The sequence below is a fragment of the Streptomyces sp. NPDC056452 genome (assembly GCF_042796085.1).
Taxonomy (GTDB): domain Bacteria; phylum Actinomycetota; class Actinomycetes; order Streptomycetales; family Streptomycetaceae; genus Streptomyces.
In genome coordinates this window covers 268,380-285,549 of the sequence record NZ_JBHTRI010000001.1, presented here as the reverse complement: position 1 = coordinate 285,549, position 17,170 = coordinate 268,380, and the positions used below count along the sequence as shown (strand labels likewise).

At 70.8% G+C, this 17,170-nt stretch carries 19 protein-coding genes; 4 read left to right on the top strand and 15 right to left on the bottom strand.

Annotated features, from left to right (window positions below):
• Positions 1-71: 71 nt before the first annotated feature.
• Positions 72-1,064, bottom strand: coding sequence for an aldose epimerase family protein (locus ACFQ6X_RS01315; protein WP_383174080.1), 993 nt, complete (start codon positions 1,062-1,064; stop codon positions 72-74).
• 11 nt (positions 1,065-1,075) lie between these two features.
• Complete coding sequence (locus tag ACFQ6X_RS01310; RefSeq protein WP_383174077.1) at positions 1,076-1,990, bottom strand: SGNH/GDSL hydrolase family protein; 915 nt, start codon at positions 1,988-1,990, stop codon at positions 1,076-1,078.
• A 363-nt stretch (positions 1,991-2,353) separates the two neighbouring features.
• On the opposite strand from ACFQ6X_RS01310, the gene ACFQ6X_RS01305 reads away from it, so the two are divergent.
• Positions 2,354-2,848 (top strand): DUF3145 domain-containing protein, encoded by a 495-nt coding sequence (locus ACFQ6X_RS01305; protein WP_383174074.1) that lies wholly within the window; start codon positions 2,354-2,356, stop codon positions 2,846-2,848.
• Between the two features lie 150 nt (positions 2,849-2,998).
• Here ACFQ6X_RS01305 and fabF read toward each other — a convergent pair whose 3' ends face one another.
• From fabF to ACFQ6X_RS01280, 5 genes are all read right to left on the bottom strand, one after another.
• Positions 2,999-4,261 (bottom strand): beta-ketoacyl-ACP synthase II, encoded by a 1,263-nt coding sequence (gene fabF, locus ACFQ6X_RS01300; RefSeq protein WP_383174071.1) that lies wholly within the window; start codon positions 4,259-4,261, stop codon positions 2,999-3,001.
• Positions 4,262-4,340: 79 nt separating this feature from the next.
• A complete protein-coding gene (locus ACFQ6X_RS01295; RefSeq protein WP_014045780.1) occupies positions 4,341-4,589 on the bottom strand; it encodes an acyl carrier protein in 249 nt (82 codons plus the stop codon).
• 63 nt (positions 4,590-4,652) lie between these two features.
• Positions 4,653-5,654 carry a ketoacyl-ACP synthase III gene (locus ACFQ6X_RS01290; protein WP_383174067.1) on the bottom strand — a complete coding sequence of 334 codons (1,002 nt, stop codon included), beginning with the start codon at positions 5,652-5,654 and terminating at the stop codon, positions 4,653-4,655.
• 13 nt (positions 5,655-5,667) lie between these two features.
• Entirely contained in the window at positions 5,668-6,582 is a 915-nt protein-coding gene (locus tag ACFQ6X_RS01285; protein WP_383174597.1) for an ACP S-malonyltransferase, read from the bottom strand.
• An 89-nt stretch (positions 6,583-6,671) separates the two neighbouring features.
• Positions 6,672-7,871 carry a helix-turn-helix domain-containing protein gene (locus ACFQ6X_RS01280; RefSeq protein WP_351168282.1) on the bottom strand — a complete coding sequence of 400 codons (1,200 nt, stop codon included), beginning with the start codon at positions 7,869-7,871 and terminating at the stop codon, positions 6,672-6,674.
• A gap of 81 nt (positions 7,872-7,952) precedes the next feature.
• Here ACFQ6X_RS01280 and ACFQ6X_RS01275 point away from each other — a divergent pair, with 81 nt between their 5' ends.
• Positions 7,953-8,621, top strand: coding sequence for a pirin family protein (locus tag ACFQ6X_RS01275; RefSeq protein ID WP_383174594.1), 669 nt, complete (start codon positions 7,953-7,955; stop codon positions 8,619-8,621).
• A gap of 13 nt (positions 8,622-8,634) precedes the next feature.
• Here the strand turns inward: ACFQ6X_RS01275 and ACFQ6X_RS01270 are convergent, their stop codons facing one another.
• The 8 genes from ACFQ6X_RS01270 to ACFQ6X_RS01235 all read right to left on the bottom strand — a co-directional run bounded on the left by ACFQ6X_RS01270 (position 8,635) and on the right by ACFQ6X_RS01235 (position 15,543).
• Complete coding sequence (locus ACFQ6X_RS01270; protein ID WP_383174063.1) at positions 8,635-9,291, bottom strand: response regulator; 657 nt, start codon at positions 9,289-9,291, stop codon at positions 8,635-8,637.
• Position 9,292: 1 nt separating this feature from the next.
• Positions 9,293-10,477 (bottom strand): sensor histidine kinase, encoded by a 1,185-nt coding sequence (locus ACFQ6X_RS01265; RefSeq protein ID WP_383174060.1) that lies wholly within the window; start codon positions 10,475-10,477, stop codon positions 9,293-9,295.
• A gap of 4 nt (positions 10,478-10,481) precedes the next feature.
• Positions 10,482-12,674: an MMPL family transporter gene (locus ACFQ6X_RS01260; RefSeq protein ID WP_383174057.1), complete on the bottom strand. Its 2,193-nt coding sequence runs from the start codon at positions 12,672-12,674 to the stop codon at positions 10,482-10,484.
• 111 nt (positions 12,675-12,785) lie between these two features.
• Positions 12,786-13,190, bottom strand: coding sequence for a hypothetical protein (locus tag ACFQ6X_RS01255; RefSeq protein ID WP_383174054.1), 405 nt, complete (start codon positions 13,188-13,190; stop codon positions 12,786-12,788).
• 92 nt (positions 13,191-13,282) lie between these two features.
• Complete coding sequence (locus tag ACFQ6X_RS01250; RefSeq protein ID WP_383174051.1) at positions 13,283-13,579, bottom strand: hypothetical protein; 297 nt, start codon at positions 13,577-13,579, stop codon at positions 13,283-13,285.
• 103 nt (positions 13,580-13,682) lie between these two features.
• Positions 13,683-14,378, bottom strand: coding sequence for a 1,4-alpha-glucan branching protein (locus ACFQ6X_RS01245; protein ID WP_383174048.1), 696 nt, complete (start codon positions 14,376-14,378; stop codon positions 13,683-13,685).
• Positions 14,379-14,409: 31 nt separating this feature from the next.
• On the bottom strand, positions 14,410-14,610 hold the full coding sequence (locus ACFQ6X_RS01240; RefSeq protein ID WP_383174045.1) for a DUF2191 domain-containing protein: 201 nt from the start codon (positions 14,608-14,610) through the stop codon (positions 14,410-14,412).
• A gap of 111 nt (positions 14,611-14,721) precedes the next feature.
• Positions 14,722-15,543, bottom strand: a complete 822-nt coding sequence (locus ACFQ6X_RS01235; protein ID WP_383174042.1) for a serine hydrolase domain-containing protein — start codon at positions 15,541-15,543, stop codon at positions 14,722-14,724.
• A gap of 108 nt (positions 15,544-15,651) precedes the next feature.
• Between ACFQ6X_RS01235 and ACFQ6X_RS01230 the strand changes: the two genes are divergently transcribed.
• Both ACFQ6X_RS01230 and ACFQ6X_RS01225 read left to right on the top strand, forming a co-directional pair.
• Positions 15,652-16,107, top strand: coding sequence for a MerR family transcriptional regulator (locus tag ACFQ6X_RS01230; protein ID WP_383174039.1), 456 nt, complete (start codon positions 15,652-15,654; stop codon positions 16,105-16,107).
• Positions 16,108-16,111: 4 nt separating this feature from the next.
• Positions 16,112-17,131: an aldo/keto reductase gene (locus ACFQ6X_RS01225; RefSeq protein WP_383174036.1), complete on the top strand. Its 1,020-nt coding sequence runs from the start codon at positions 16,112-16,114 to the stop codon at positions 17,129-17,131.
• Positions 17,132-17,170 lie beyond the last annotated feature (39 nt).

Below are 17,170 nucleotides of genomic sequence, written 5' to 3'. Positions count from 1 at the left end.
GCGGCGTCGGCGGAAGAGCTCGGTGTGCCTGAACCGGTGTTGACGCAGGTGCCGTCGCGGTGGAGTCGGTGTCAGCGCACAGAGAAGCCGTACACCGTCGTGGACTCGAACACCTCGCCCGGCCGCAGCACCGTGCTCGGGAACTCAGGACGGTTGGGGGAGTCGGGGAAGTGCTGCGTCTCCAGCGCGATCCCGGCGCACGGCACGAACGGCCGCCCCTCGAAGTGGTCGGCCGTGTACAGCTGGAGACCCGGCTCCGTCGTACGGACCGTCAGCAGACGCCCCGAGGCGGCGTCGTACAGCTCGGCGACCGGCTCCTCACCGGTCTCGTCGAGCACGTAGTTGGTGTCGTACTCCGGGCCGACCGGCTTCGGCTCCCGGAAGTCGTACCGGGTCCCGTCCACCGGAGCGAACTCGCCCGTCGGAATGGACTCGGCGTCCGACGGCGTGATCCGCGCGGCCGCGAGCCGCAGCTCGTGCCCGAGAGCGCTCCCGCTGTCCGCGCCGGCCAGATTCCAGTACGTGTGATTCGTCAGGTTCACCACGGTCGGCGCGTCCGTCGTCGCCCGGTAGGCGATCCGCAGCGCCCCGCCCTCGTCCAGGGTGTACGTCACCGAGACCGCCAGCCGGCCCGGGAAGCCCTCCTCGCCGTCCTCCGCGACCAGGGAGAGCCGCACACCGTCCGGTACCTCCTCGGCGTCCCACACCCGCTTGTCGAAGCCGCACGTCCCGCCGTGGACATGGTTGCGGCCCTCGTTCGGCGTCACCCGGTGCGACTGCCCGTCGAGTACGAAGGAGGCGCCCCCGATCCGGTTCGCGTACCGCCCGACCAGGGCGCCGAAGTAGGGACTGGTGTACTTCTCGTAGTCCGCGACGTCCGGCAGCCCGAGGGCCACCCCGGCCCGGGTGCCGTCCCGGCCGGGCACCTCCACCGACTGCACGACGGCGCCGTACGTCAGCACACGCACCCGCGTGCCGTCCCGCTCCAGGGTCCAGCGCCGGACGGCGGTGCCGTCCGCGAGGGTGGAGAAGTCTTCGCCGTGTGCCGCTGTACCCGTCGTCATGATCACGGACTTTACGCGGGGGGTCCGACCGCCGTGACATTGCGGTAAGCGATCTCGGCCAGCCTGGCCTGGCCGTCACGGCCGGGGTGGAACCAGTCCCACTGGCTGAGCTGCTTGCCGGTGAACCGGTAGTCGAACACCGCCCCGCCGTCGTACCGGCAGCGCAGATCCTTGGCACAGACGTCCCTCAGGACCTCGTTGTACGCGACGACCCGCTCCTGCACCGCGTCGCGCCGCGCGACGGCCGCCGTGCCCATGTCGTCCGCGTCGCCCAGCATCGACCGGCAGATCCCGAGCTTCCAGATCTGCTTGCCCAGCGCGTTGCCGCGCCCGGTCGACCAGAGCCGCTTGAGGTCCGGCACGCTCGACACGTACACCTGGGACTTCGGCGCCGCACCCCGCAACTGCCGCATCGACGCCTCGAACGAGGCCCGGAAGTCCGCCACCGGAGTCATGAGCCGCACCGAGTCCCGGCAGGCGTCATTGGCGCCGATCATCACCGTCACCAGGTCCGGCTTCTCCACGGCGGCCAGCGCCATCTGCTCCGGCAGCTGGGCCATCCGGGCTCCCGACACGGCATGGTTCCAGCTGTGCGAGGGCGCCTTCGACGCGCCGAGCAGCCGTACCGCGAGACTGTTGACCCCGTCGTCGGTGCCGGTCGCCCACGACACCTCCGGGCAGTCGGCGAACACCGAGCACGCGTCGAAGCCCCGGGTGATGGAGTCCCCCACGGCGGCGATGGACGCCGGGCTCACATCCCACACCCGGACCGGCGAGGGAGACGGGCTCTGCGGCCTGGCCGCGCCCTTCGTGGTCGCGGACGAACCACCGGTGCAGCCCGTCAGCGCGGCGGCGCCGAGGAACGAAAGAGCCGTCAGCGCGGCGGTGACACCGCGGACACGACGGCGTGACGAACACTCAGGCATCCCAGTTTCCCCTCCGGTCACACAGGTGATTGTGCCCCTGGCACAACCCGACAGCCCCAGGTGGTGGGCCCGCGCGCCCTCGCGGGTGAATGCTGGGGGAATCATGGGCCCAGGACCGACGGTACGTCACACGCCCGGCCCCGGCGCACGGTAGCTTTTCCCCGTCGAACCAGTGACGCCTTGCCGCCCGGCATCCGAAACGGGCAGCTCCGGTAAGTTACCTCACGTCACATACTGTCCCTTTTCAGGAGATTCACTCCCGATGCTGTTTACTGTTGACAACCTCGGGAGCCGACCGGGAAGAGGCGGTACGGGCGCGAGGCCGCTGGGGAAGGCGAACCTCGTCCCACACTGGAGGTCCCGGTGACGACACGTGGAGTCCTGTACGTTCACTCCGCACCGCGCGCGCTGTGCCCGCACATCGAATGGGCAGTGGCGGGCGTACTCGGTGTGCGGGTCCAGCTCGACTGGATCAGACAGCCGGCCGCCCCCGGTACCTGGCGGTCCGAATTCTCCTGGAAGGGCAGAGCCGGCACCGCGTCCCAGCTCGCCTCGGCACTCCGTGGCTGGGACCTGCTGCGCTTCGAGGTGACGGCGGAGCCGTGCCCCACGGCGGAGGGCGAACGCTACAGCTCCACGCCCGGCCTCGGCATCTTCCACGCGGTCACCGGCATGAACGGCGACATCCTGATCCCCGAGGACCGGCTGCGGGCAGCCCTGGCCCGGTCCGTGAGCGGCGAGACGGATCTGGAGGCGGAGGTCGCCAAGCTCCTGGGCAAGCCCTGGGACGACGAGCTGGAGTCCTTCCGCCACGCCGGCGAGGGCGCGCCCGTCCGCTGGCTCCACCAGGTGGTGTAACCGGCACCTCGGCCCCGGCTGCCCCGGGACAGGCCGGGCTGAAACGTTTGTCCTCCATGCCTGCACGGCACGGCGCAGCCCCGGGCACGGCCCGCACCATGCAGGAGGCCCGCCTCCCGGGTGGGAAGCGGGCCTCGCGGCAGTGACGGGTCAGACGGAGCGGAACGCCAGGACGACGTTGTGGCCGCCGAAGCCGAACGAGTTGTTGATCGCGGCGATCGAACCCTCAGGCAGTGCCCGCGGCTCACCGCGGACGATGTCCGCCTCGATCGCCTCGTCGAGGTTGTCGACGTTGATGGTCGGCGGGGCCAGCCGGTGGTGCAGCGCCAGGACCGTCGCGACGGTCTCGATGCCGCCCGCGCCACCCAGCAGGTGACCGGTCATCGACTTCGTCGCGGAGATGGCGACATGGTCCAGGTCGTCGCCCAGCACCGCACGCAGCGCCTTGATCTCCGCGATGTCACCCTGCGGCGTGGACGTGGCGTGCGCGTTCAGGTGCACGACCTCCGACGGCTTCAGGTCCGTGGCGTCCAGCAGGTTCTGCATCGCGGCGGCGATGCCCCGGCCGGTCGGCTCGGGCTGCGCGATGTGGTGGGCGTCCGCGGACAGGCCCTGCCCCAGGACCTCGCAGTAGACCTTCGCGCCGCGCGCGGCGGCGTGCTCCGCGGACTCCAGGATCACGACGCCCGCGCCCTCGCCGAGGACGAAGCCGTCACGGCCCGTGTCGTACGGGCGCGAGGCCTTCTCGGGCTCGTCGTTGCTCTTGGACATCGCCATCATGTTGGCGAACGCGGCGATCGGCAGCGGGTGGATCGCCGCCTCGGTGCCGCCGGCGACGACCACATCGGCACGGCCGGTGCGGATCATCTCGACGGCGTACCCGATGGCCTCGGCACCCGACGCGCAGGCGGAGACCGGGGTGTGGACACCGGCCTGGGCGTTGACCTCGAGGCCGACGTTGGCCGCCGGGCCGTTGGGCATGAGCATGGGAACGGTGTGCGGGGAGACGCGGCGTACGCCCTTCTCCTTCAGCACGTCGTACTGGTCGAGCAGGGTGATCACGCCGCCGATACCGGAGGCGATGACCGAGCCCAGACGCTCGGGCTGGATCTTCTCGTCCTCACCGGCCTTGCCGGTGAAGCCGGCGTCCGCCCAGGCCTCACGGGCCGCGATCAGCGCGAACTGCGCCGAGCGGTCCAGCTTGCGGGCGAGCGGGCGGGGCAGGACGTCGCCCGGGTCGACAGCCGCGAGGGCGGCGATCCGGACAGGCAGTTCGGCGAAACGTTCGCCCTCGAGGGGCTTGACGCCGGAACGACCGGCCATCAGACCTTCCCAGGTCGATGCGGAGTCGCCACCCAGCGGAGTGGTTGCGCCGATACCGGTGACGACCACGGTGCGATTGGTCGGGCTCACTGGAAAATCTTCTCCACGTGTAGAGGGTCGTGAATCAGCGGCGCCACCGCCGGGTGGCGACACACGGGACGGGCTGGGATCAGCCCTGGTGCTTCAGGATGTAGTCGGCAGCGTCGCCGACCGTCTTGAGGTTCTTGACGTCCTCGTCGGGGATCTTGACGTCGAAGCGCTCCTCGGCGGCGACGACGACCTCGACCATGGACAGCGAGTCGACGTCCAGGTCGTCGGTGAAGGACTTGTCCAGCTGGACGTCCTCGACCGGGATACCGGCGATCTCGTTGACGATCTCGGCGAGACCGGTGACGATCTCTTCCTGAGTGGCGGCCATTTTGGCGCTCCTTCGATGTGTTTCTGCGGGGTTCGGGCGTACGGGCCGAAAGGTCCGGTGTGCCTAGGGGAGGGTAACGACCGTCGCGGCGTAGACGAGACCCGCCCCGAAGCCGATGACGAGCGCCGTGTCGCCGCTCTTGGCCTGACCGGTCGCCAGGAGCCGCTCCATTGCGAGCGGAATCGAGGCGGCCGACGTATTGCCGGTGGTTTCCACGTCACGCGCGACCGTGACGTGCTCCGGCAGCTTGAGAGTCTTCACCATCGAGTCGATGATCCGCATGTTGGCCTGGTGCGGAATGAAGACGTCCAGGTCTTCCGGGGTGATCCCGGCCGCCTCCAGCGCCTGCTGGGCGACCTTGGCCATCTCGAAGACGGCCCAGCGGAAGACCGCCTGACCCTCCTGCGTGATCGCCGGGAACTTCTCCGGACGGTCGGCGTGGAAGACGTCCCACGCCACGGTCTGCTTGATCGTTCCCGACTTGTCGCCCTCGGAGCCCCAGACCGTGGGGCCTATGGCCGGCTCCTTGGCGGGGCCGACGACGACGGCACCCGCGCCGTCGCCGAACAGGAAGGCCGTCGCGCGGTCCTCCAGGTCGGTGAGGTCGCTGAGGCGCTCGACACCGATGACGAGGACGTACTCCGCGGAACCCTCGACGATCATGCCCTTGGCGAGCGTGAGGCCGTAGCCGAAGCCCGCGCAGCCGGCGGAGATGTCGAAGGCGGCGGGCTTGCCCGCGCCGATCTTGTGGGCGATGTCGGTCGCGATCGCCGGGGTCTGCTGGAAGTGCGAGACGGTGGAGACGACCACGGCGCCGATCTGCTCGGGAGCGATCCCGGCGTCGGCGATCGCCTTGCCGGCGGCCTCCACGGACATGGCCGACACGGTCTCCTCGGGGGAGGCCCAGTGGCGGGTGGCGATACCGGAGCGGGAGCGGATCCACTCGTCGGACGAGTCGATCGTCTCGAGGATCACCTCGTTCGGCACGACACGGGTCGGGCGGTAGCCGCCGACACCCATGATCCGTGCGTACGGGGCGCCCTTGCTGGGCTTGATCTTCGACATGCTCTCGGGCTCCTTAGGCGCCTGCGTGCTCGGAGATGAGCGCGCGGGCCGCGTCGAGGTCGTCGGGGGTCTTGAGCGCGAGGGTCTTCACGCCGGGCAGCGCGCGCTTGGCGAGGCCGACGAGGGTGCCTCCGGGGGCGGCCTCGATGATGGCCGTGACCCCGAGCTCCTTGAAGGTCTCCATGCACAGGTCCCAGCGGACCGGGTTGGCGACCTGGCCGACGAGCCGCGAGATGACCTCGGCGCCGTCGGCGACCGTCTTCCCGTCGGCGTTCGACACGTACGTGACCTTCGGGTCGGCGACCTTCAGGGCACCGGCGGCGGCACGCAGCTTCTCCACGGCCGGAGCCATGTGGTGCGTGTGGAAGGCGCCGGCCACCTTGAGCGCGACCACGCGGCGCACACCCTCGGGCATGTCCTCGGTCAGCGCGGCGATCTGTGCCGCGGTGCCCGCTGCGACGATCTGTCCGCCACCGTTGACGTTGGCCGGGGTGAGCCCCAGCTTCTCCAGGTGAGGGACCGTTACGGCAGGGTCGCCGCCGAGCAGCGCGGCCATGCCCGTCTCGGTGACCGCGGCGGCCTCGGCCATGCCGAGCCCCCGGGTCCGTACGAAACGGAGCGCGGCCTCGTCGTCGATGACGCCGGCGAGCGCTGCGGCGGTGATCTCACCGACGCTGTGGCCGGCGACGGCGCCGGGCGAGGCGTCGAGGGCGGCGGCCGACAGGAGACCCGCGGCGACCAGCAGCGGCTGTGCCACCGCCGTGTCGCGGATCTCGTCCGCGTCGGCCTTCGTGCCGTAGTGGGCAAGGTCGAGCCCGATGGCGTCGGACCAGGCCGCGATGCGGTCGGTGGCACCGGGGAGTTCGAGCCAGGGAGTCAGGAAGCCGGGCGTCTGAGCGCCTTGGCCGGGAGCGACGAGTACGAGCACACTCACACTCTCTCTTGTGGACGGCTCCTCACGCCCGTGGGGACAGGGACGAAGAACCGTCAGGGGAATTGTTGAAGTCCGACAAAAGTCTAGGACTGAGGATCTCCGGCGGCCAAGCGCCCCAGGATGAGGGCGATCCGCAGCGTGAAAGCGGAGCGGACGTCGGACGGGGACCAGCCGGTGACGTCGGTCACACGTCGTAGCCGGTAGCGCACGGTATTGGGGTGCACGAACAGCATCCTGGCGGCGCCCTCAAGGCTGCTCGCCTGCTCCAGATAGACACTCAGCGTCTCCAGTAGCGCCGAACCGGCCTCTTCGAGCGGTCTGTAGATCTCCTCCACCAACTGATCCCGCGCGGCGGGGTCGCCCGCCATCGCACGCTCCGGAAGGAGATCGTCGGACAGGACGGGCCTCGGCGCGTCCTGCCACGCCGAGCACGCCTTGAGTCCGGCGGCGGCGGCCTGCGCGGACCGGGTGGCGGCGAGCAGGTCGGGCACCACGGGTCCGGCGACGACGGGACCGGCCGCATACGGGCCGATCAGCGACTTCGCGACGTTCAGCGGGTTGTCGCTGCCGCCCGCGATGACGACCAGGCGGTTGCCAAGCACGCCGGTCAGGACCTGGAGCTTCGCGTGCCGGGCCGCCCGCCGGATCGCCTCCACGGTGAGCTCGCTGTCCCCGTCCGGAGCGGTGCCGAGGAGGACGCAGACGTGTTCGGGGGAGTTCCAGCCGAGGGCCGCGGCCCGCGACACGGCACCCTCGTCGGCCTCACCGGACAGCACCGCGTTCACCACGAGGGACTCCAGCCGGGCGTCCCACGCGCCGCGCGCCTCGGCGGCCTGCGCGTACACCTGGGCGGTCGCGAAGGCGATCTCCCGGGCGTAGACGAGAAGCGCCTCGCGCAGCACCGACTCGTCGCCGGGAGCCGCCACCTCCTCGATCGCGGTCTCCATCACCTCGATCGTCGTCCGCACCATCTCGACGGTCTGCCGCAGCGTGATCGCCCGGGTCAGCTCGCGCGGAGCCGTACCGAACACATCGGTCGAGATGGCCTGCGGCGCCTCCGGGTGCCGGAACCACTCGGTGAACGCGGCGATCCCGGCCTGGGCGACCAGACCGATCCAGGAGCGGTTCTCCGGTGGCATCGCCCGGTACCACGGCAGCGTCTCGTCCATGCGGGCGATGGCGTTGGCGGAAAGCCGGCCGGAGGCCTGCTCGAGCCGCTTCAGGGTCGCGGCATGGAGATGGGCGGCGTTCGCGGCGGGCTGCTCAGGATCGGGTCGGGGCACGGACACAAGACTGCCTTATCGGGGCAGCGGTGCGGAGGGGCGGGGCCGCGGGTCGCCCCGCAGGGCTACCGTGGAGCCGTGATGGACGTACGCCGCTCCGGCGACCGCTTCCGCGGTGGGGACCCGGCCCCGGGTGTCTCCGTGGGCATCGAGACGCTGCACGCATTCTCCTTCGGGCGCTTCTACGACCCCGACAACCTGCGCTTCGGGCCGGTACTGGCCTGCAACGAGGAGCGTCTCGCCCCGGGGGCCGGCTTCGACGAGCATCCGCACAGCCACACCGAGATCGTCACCTGGGTGGTCGAGGGCGAGCTCACCCACCGCGACTCGGCCGGCCACGCCACCGTCGTACGGGCCGGTGACGTCCAGCACCTCAGCTCGGCCGGCGGGGTGCGTCACATCGAACGCAACGACGGGGAGCACCCGCTGACGTTCGTTCAGATGTGGCTGTCCCCGCTCGCACCGGGCGGGGAGCCCTCGTACACACATGTCGCCGGGATCGCCGACTCCACCCCGTACGCCCTCCCGGAGGCGCGCGCGATGCTGCACGTCCGCAGGCAGGCCGAGGGCGAGCGCACCGCCGTGCCCGATGCGGCGGGCGTCTACGTCCACGTCGTACGGGGCGAGGTGCGCCTCGACGGCGAGGAGCTGGCGGCGGGCGACTCGGCGCGGATCACGGAGTCCCGGGGGCTGGAACTGCTGGCCCTGACGGCCGCCGAGGTGCTGATGTGGGAGCTCGGGCAGGTGTGAGGGCGCGGCGGATTCACCGGCGTCCGTCCAGCAGCCCACGCTCAAGGGCTTTGACCACCGCGTGTGTACGGTCGCTGACGTCGAGCTTGGCGAAGACCCGCAGCAGATGCGTCTTCACCGTCGCCTCCGAGATGACGAGCCGCCGACCGATCTCCACATTGGACAGTCCGTCGGCGACCGCGCCCAGCACATCCACCTCCCGCCTGGTCAGAGTCACCGGGGCGGGCCTGCGCATACGTGCGACCAGGCGCGCCGCGACCCGCGGGGCCAGAACGGTCTCGCCCCGGGACGCGGAATGGATGGCGTCCACCAGCTGCTCACGCGTGGTGTCCTTCAGCAGGTAGCCGACCGCGCCGGCCTCGACCGCGCGCTCGATCTCCGCGTCGGTGTCGTACGTGGTCAGGATCAGCACCCGGGTCCGGAAGCGGCCGGCGACGATCTCCGCGGTGGCACTCGTCCCGTCGAGGACAGGCATCCGCAGATCGACCAGCGCGACATCCGGCTCCAGGCGCCGGACGAGTTCCACGGCAGCCCGGCCGTCGTCGGCCTCGCCGACGATGTCGATGGTGGGCTCGTCGGCGAGCAGGGCCACCACCCCGGCCCGCATCACCGTGTGGTCGTCCACCACCACGACGCGGAGCCCCCTCCCGGGCACTGCACCTGTTGCCATGTCAGACCTGCCCGTTCGTGGGAATCATGGCGAGGACGCGGGTGCCGTCGCCGACCGAGCTGGTGACGGTGAGCTCACCGCCCAGTTCGGCCAGGCGTTTGCGCATGCCGTTGAGCCCGAAGCCGTGGGAGTTCTCGGTCACGAAGCCACGGCCGTCGTCGGTGATCTCCAGCTCCACGCCGTACGGCTGCGCCGTGAGCACCACCTCCACGGTGGAGGCCGCCGCGTGCTTGCGGATGTTGGCGAGGGACTCCTGCGTGCAGCGCAGGAGGGCGATCCGGGTCTGCTGGTCGCATGCGACGTCCGGCAGTTCCGGGGCGAGGGCGATCCCGGTGTCCTCCGTGAACCGGTCCAGGGTCCGGCGAAGGGCGTCCGCCACGGAGCCTGCGGCGACACCGCTCTGCGGCGCCGCACCGACGAGGACGCGCGCCTCGGCGAGGTTCTCGCGTGCGGTGTTCTCGATCGCGAGCAGCTGCTGCGCGCTCCTGGCGGGATCGGTTTCCAGGCCGGACCGGGCCGCCTCCGCGAGCACGACGATGGAAGCGAAGCCCTGGGCGAGGGTGTCGTGGATCTCCCGGGCGAGCCGTTCGCGCTCGTCCGCCGCACCCTGGCGTTTGTGTGCCTCGACCAGCCGGAGACGGGCGCCCTCCAGCTCAGCGCTCAGCCGACGGGCACGCGCGTCACCGTCCTCGGCGATACGGCGCAGACCTAGCCCGATCAGCACGCCCGCCGCGTAGCCGATCAACGTGAAGACGACGTTCCCGGTGAAGAACTCCCCGTCCCAGCCCTGCCGTACGACGTTGCCGGCCACCACTCCCGCGCACGCGAGGCCACTGACGGCGATCGCGGCCCGCGTGCTCGTGGCGTAGATCCAGAAGTGCGGCAACGTCACGACGAAGAGCGCCGCGCCACCGTCGAGCAGGTACGACATCGCGCCGAGGCCCACCACGAGTACGTACAGGTAAGGAAGCGGGCGCAGGACGGGGTTGCCCGGGAACAGCCCCACCGCTCCGTAACACAGCGCGAGCACGGCCAGCAGCGCCAGCGTCGGGTACCTCGTCGTCCCGGGTGCGTCCGCGACCGCGATGGCCGGAGGCACCACCCCCAGCAGCACCCACAGGACGGCGTTCCACCGGTGCAGTGACGGTACGGGCAACTCGTCCTCGGGCTCCGGCCGTTGATCCATCGCGTCAGCCTACTTTTTCCAGCGGCGCGGCGTCGGGGAACCCCTCCCGTGCACCGCGCGCGGGGCGGGCCGGCCACCAGGCGCGCTCGCCGAGGAGCAGCAGGACCGACGGCAGGACCATGAGCCGGATGACCACGGCGTCCAGGAGGACTGCCACAGCCAGACAGAATCCCATCTGCTTCATTTCGGTCAGGTGCAGGGCCACGAACGCACCGAACACCGTCACCATCACGATCGCCGCACTCGTCACCACCTTGGCCGAACGGTTGATGCCCTCCAGCACCGCCTCGCGGGCGGACATGCCGTTCTGCCTGGCCTCCTGGATCCGGCTGACCACGAACACCTGGTAGTCCATCGACAGGCCGAAGAGGATGACGACGAGGAACAGCGGCACCCTGGAAGCGATCGCGCCGAGCGAGTCGAAGGCCAGAAGGCCCTCCGCCCACGTCCCCTGGAAGAACAGGACCAGCATGCCGAGCGAGGCACCGGCGGACAGCAGGTTGAGCACGACGCCGACGAGGCCGATGACCACCGAGCGGAACGCCCATACCGTCATCAGGAAGGTCATCAGCAGCAGGAACCCGATGACCAGCGGCAGTTTGGCACTCTCGTGAGCCACGTAGTCGCGGCCCCGGGCCACGTCGCCGCTCACCCCCGTCTCCACGTCGGGCAGTTGGCCGACCGTCGCGGGGATGTGGTCCTGGCGGAGGTGGACGAGTGACTCGATCGCCTCGGCGGAGGGCGCGGGGAACGGGACCGCGAGTTCCAGCACACTGATCCTGCCGTCGGCCGATGTCCGCACCGCCGGCTCGGTGCCCCCGGCGAACAGCGGGTCGGCCTGGGCGCGGCGGCCGAGGTCCACCAAGGCCCGCTCGGCCTGGGCGGCTCGCTTCGGGGTCGAGCGGACAACTACCTCGTGCTTGACGAAGAGTTCGGGGAAACTCCCGGTCAGCCGGTCGTAGACCTGCATGGCCGGGATGTCGCGGGAGAAGGTGTCCTTGCCCGGGTCGACGAGCTTCAGCCCGAGCGCGGGAGCGGCCAGGCCGAGCATGAAGAGGACCGACAGGCACAGGGTGAGGGCGGGGCGGGTCCGGGCGGGCCGCAGGAGGGCGCCGAACATCCGCCCGGTCTCCGGCTTCGCGGTGGGGGCCGGCCTCCCGCGCTTCGCCCGGCGGGTGGCGAGGCGTTCGGTCCGGTGGCCGATCTTGACCAGCAGTGCGGGGAGCACCGTGAGGGAGCTGGCCACGGCGACCGCCACGACGAGGATGGTGCCGGTCGCCAACGAGGAGAAGATGACGTCGGTGGCCAGATACAGGGTGGCCGTGGAGACGATCACGGCGAGGCCCGAGATCACGATGGCCCGGCCCGCGGTCGCCGCAGCCAGCTCGACGAGGGCTTCCGAACTCAGCCGGCCACCTGCGCGCGCCCGTTCCTCACGTTCACGCTTGAGGTAGAAGAGCGTGTAATCGACACCCACCGCCAGGCCGATGAGCAGGATGAGGTTCATTCCGACCCCGGCGTCGGGGAGGAGGTGCGAGGCGACCATCGACAGCCCGATGGCTGCGGCGATCGAGGAGAGAGCCAGAAGAAGCGGCACACCAGCCATGATCACCGAGCCGAACACGGCCAGCAGGGTGATGACGGTGACGGGCAGGCTGATGCGTTCGGAGAGGGCGAGATCCTCCCCGCGCTGGTCGTTGACGCCCTTGCTGATGGCGGGGGACCCGGTCTCCTCCACGACCAGGTCCGGGTGGCTCGCGCCAACCGCCGCCGTCTGCTCCAGGAGCGGCACGACGTTCTTCCTGCCCTCCAGCTCGGGGCCGTTCAGGACCACCGAGACCAGCAGGACCTTGCCGTCCTTCGAGCGGACGGGAGCCGCCACGCTCTCCACCTCGGGCAGGTCGCGCATCCGCTCGGTCACGTCCTGGGCCGCCGAACCGGCCGCGGCCATGTCCAGCGGTCCGGACCTGGCCCGGATCATGATCCGCTCGGTGGGCGAGCGCTCCAGGCCGCCTTCGGTCGCCATCGCCTCCGCGCGTCCCGCCTCACCGACCCAGAAGTCCTCGGTGGTCGCTTCGTTGCTGCCGACCGCGATGCCGGCTCCGAGGCACAGGACGACGAACGCGAACCAGCCGGCGATCGCCCGCCATGCGTGCCGGGCGCTCCATCGGGCCATGCGTACAGGTAGTTGTCTCATGCCGGAAATCCTGGCCGCAGGGGTACCGCGCCCGGCACGTCCTGCCGGTTGAACCTCTTGTCCACCGGCCGGTGGACAACGGGGCTGGGGCCACCCCTACCCGTAGGGAACCTAAGCCTTCGTGTCCCTGAGCCTGTCCAGCTCACGCATCGCCTCGCCGTGGGCGCTCATCCGGCGCGTCACCGTGCCCGTGGTGAAGAGCGCCGCGCCGACGACCGACACCGGCAGGGACAGGCCGAGCAGGGCGACGGCCTCCGGCCAGTCGCGTTCGTCCGCGCAGTGATCCCCGCGGAACACGCCCTCGTTGGCGGTGCCGCGGTCGGTGAACAGCCGCGATTCGCACTCCTGGGGGTACTTGTCGTCGGGTGTCTCGTCGACCGCGTACGGCGTGAGCAGCAACACGGCACACCACACCCACAGCAGGGCGGCCAAGGACAGCAGGGCCAAGCCCCAACTGCGTATGCGCGTGGCCCGGTCGCGGAAATCCTGGTCGTACTCGTGTGATCGTGATCGCATAGCGGCCGAATCTAGCGGAGCCCGTCCACGAAGGTCCGCCGCGGTGGTTGCCGAGCGGTGGGAAGGGTCCCCGGTCGGCGGTTCGCACGCGGTCAGCACCGGCGATGCCACCACGCCGACTCCGCGTCCGCCGCGGGCTCGTGGTGGGTCCGCCGGAGCAGCACGTCGTCCAGGCGCGCGACCTGCGCCCGGAGTTCCGCCGAGGCCCTCGGCGGCAACAGGGACAGGGCCTCCTGCAGCGTGTCCCGGGCCCAGCCGCCGCCGCAGCACGGGCAGGTGAACTCGGCCTCCCACGGCCTCCACCGGCGTTCGGTTCCGTGGACGCGGGCGGACCACACGCTCATGGCGACCGACACGACGCCCGGAGTCAGCCGCTCCCGTTCGAGCACGCGGACGGCTGCGTTCGCCGCTCCCGATAGGCCGGGAACATCGCGGTAGCGCACCCAGGGAGAGCTCCAGCGGCGTTCCCGCTGTCGAAGTGATGCCGGTCTTCTACGAGGCACGGCCCCTTCGCGCATCGCTCTGCGCCCCGGAGCCGGTGTGCAGGACGGCGAACAGTCCCCGGGCCCGTACGCCGTCCACCGTGCTCCAGGAAGCGGAGACGTGGCCGGCCGCTCCCTGCGGGAGCAACGGCGTACCGTCCTGGGCGGGCCGCAGGACCCGGTGCAGGCGGATGGTCGCGCCGGGCGCGACAGCCAGGGCGGTGCCTTCCCGGTCGTCCGTGGCCGTGGTGGTGAAGTCCGTCGGGATCAGTCCCTCACCGGCGCAGGAGCGGGTGACATCCCGGTCGGGGGTGTTGCTGGTGTTCTGGTCCTGGGCCTGCACCCGGCCCTCGATCAGGGCAGCGAACTGGGCGACCAGCACCGGGTCGTGGCAGCCGTCGTAGGCCCAGCGCCGTCCCAGCACCCCGTGCTCCATGGTGCCGACGAGAGCGTGCTCCGCCCCGTCGAGCGGGGCACCGCGATAGGTGAGCGGCACCAGGTAGGCGGTGGGGTGGGGGCCGGAGGTGTCGGTGACCACGATGAACTCGATCCCCACCTCCCCCTGCGGGTCGTCCAGCCGGAAGCCGCCGGACCTGGCCGGCTCCGGTTCGCCCGCGCCGCCGCGGTACCACGGGCGGGAGGGCAGCCAGGAGGTGAGCAGTTCCAGCTTCGTCGGTGCGAGGGCGGTGCGGTGGATGACGGCCATGGCGGTAGTTCTTCCCCTTGAATCGCGGTGGTCAGCCTTGAGGATCCTGCGGCTTGACCTCGACCTCGCGCAGGCTCTGCTCTCTGAGCTCGGTGCGCGCCTCGGTGCGGTGTCCCCGGGCGATGTAGTCACGCACGACCGCCTCGACTGCGTCCTGGGGCGAGCCGACCCCGGCCAGGACCATCACTTCCACCACCAGTTCGGCATCAAGACTGATGCTGACCTTGGCCACGGGCGACCCCCTTCGTCGGTCGGGGACTCCAACAGCCGCACAGCAGCGACTCGTTCCCGCCGCCGTGCGTGGCACAGGACGGCAACGGCTTGCACACCGCCCGGTACAGCACTAGCTACCGGCCCCCAGCTCCTGGAGCACCGCGTCGGTGAACGGGGTCCAGACCTCGGCTGCCCACGGGCCGAAGGCCCGGTCGGTCAGGGCGATGCACCCCGCCTCCGCCGCCGGGTCGATCCACAGGAACGTGCCGGACTGGCCGAAGTGGCCGAAGGTCGCCGGGGAGGACGAAAGGCCCGTCCAGTGCGGCGACTTGGAGTCGCGGATCTCGAAGCCGAGCCCCCAGTCGTTGGGGTTCTGGTGGCCGTAGCCGGGGAGCACGCCCTTGAGGCCCGGGTGCACGACCGTCTGGGCCTCGAGCACCGTACGCGGGTCCAGGAGCCGGGGAGCCTGCACCTCGGCGGCGAAGCGGACCAGGTCGTCGACGGTGGAGACGCCGTCCCTGGCGGGCGAGCCGTCCAGCGTCGTGGCCGTCATGCCCAGCGGTTCCAGGACCGCCTGGCGTACGTACTCGGGGAAAGGGATCTCGGTGGCCTTCGCGATGTGGTCGCCGAGCACCTCGAAACCCGCGTTGGAGTACAGCCGGCGGTTGCCGGGAGGGGCGGTGACGCGGTGCTCGTCGAACGCGAGGCCGCTGGTGTGCGCGAGGAGGTGGCGGACGGTGGAGCCCTCGGGGCCGGCCGGCTCGTCCAGCTCGACCGCGCCCTCCTCGTACGCCACCAGTGCCGCGTACGCCGCGAGCGGTTTGGTGACGGACGCGAGCGGAAAGCGGTGCGCGGTCGGGCCGTGCGCACCGGCGAGGGTGCCGTCCGCTCGTACGACAGCCGCCGCCGCGGTGGGGACGGGCCAGTTCTCGATCATCGCCAGGCTCTGCATGCATATGAGCCTAAGGCCGGCCGCCCCTCGTGTACCGGTCGGCCCAAACCGAAGAACGCAGCCGAATCCGCTTGCTTGGAGTGCACTCCAAGGTTCTAGCGTGGAGGCATGACGGTGATGGCAAGCTCTTCCGCACGGACCGACACCTGCGCCTCGGCCCCCAAAGCCCATCCGCGCCCCGAGGGCCGGGACCGCTACACCATCAGTGAGGTCGTCGCCTTCACGGGGCTCACCGCGCACACCCTGCGCTGGTACGAGCGGATCGGGCTGATGCCGCACGTCGACCGTTCGAACACGGGCCAGCGCCGCTTCACCAACCGTGACCTGGACTGGCTGGCGTTCGTCGGCAAGCTCAGGCTGACCGGGATGCCGGTCGCCGACATGGTCAGGTACGCGGAACTGCTGCGCGAGGGCGAGCACACGTTCGAGGAGCGGCAGGAACTCCTGGAGGCGACCCGACGCGACGTGAAGACGCGGATCGCGGAGCTCCAGGACACCCTCGCCGTGCTCGACTTCAAGATCGACTTTTATGCGGGCGCCCGTGCGGCGTCGGAAAGGCCCTGACGACATGAGCGACAACAGCACCGGCCGGATCGCGACCGTGGAGCTCGGCGGCGGCCCCCGGGTCGGCGTCCAGGGGCTCGGCTGCATGGGGATCAGCGAGTTCTACGGCGACACCGACGAGGCGGCCGCCCGGGACACCCTGGAGGCGGCGCTGGAGGCGGGTGTCACCCTCTTCGACACCGCGGACGTCTACGGGCGCGGCGCCAACGAGACGTTCCTCGCGCCCTTCGTCGCCGCGCACCGCGACGAGATCACGCTGGCAACGAAGTTCGCCATCGAGCGGACCGACGACCCGCACTACCGCGGGGTGCGCAACGATCCCGCGTACATCAGGCGGGCCGTCGAGGACAGCCTGCGCCGGCTCGGCACCGACGTCATCGACCTGTACTACATGCACCGCCGAGACCCGCTCGTCCCGCTCGCCGAATCGGTCGGGGCGATGGCCGAACTGGTGCGGCAGGGCAAGGTCAAGCAGCTCGGGCTGAGCGAGGTGACCGGGGCCGAGCTCCGCGAGGCGCACGCCGTGCACCCGATCGCCGCCCTGCAGTCCGAGTGGTCGCTCTTCAGCCGGGACGTGGAGCGCAGCGCCGTGGGGGCCGCAGTCGAGCTCGGAGTGACCCTCGTGCCGTACTCGCCGCTCGGCCGCGGCTTTTTGACCGGGGCGTTCGCCGACGCGGGCAAGGAGCTGGCACAGGGCGACTTCCGCAAGTACCAGCCCCGCTTCAGCGGCGAGAACGCCAAGACGAACGCGGCCCTGCTGGAGCCCGTCCACAAGATCGCGGCGGCGCACGGCGCGACGGCCGCGCAGGTCGCCCTCGCGTGGGTGCAGCAGCGCGCCGAGGTGCACGGACTGACAGTGGTGCCGATTCCCGGAACTCGTAAGCGCAGCCGTCTGCTGGAGAACACCGGGGCGACCCGGCTGACCCTGACCGGGCAGGAGCTGGAGCAGCTGGAGCCCATCGCGGGCCAGGTCGCGGGGGACCGCTACCCGGACATGAGCAACACCTCGGCAGCACGCGAGTAGCCACCGCACAGGGGCGCGGCCGGGGCCCAGCACGCACGT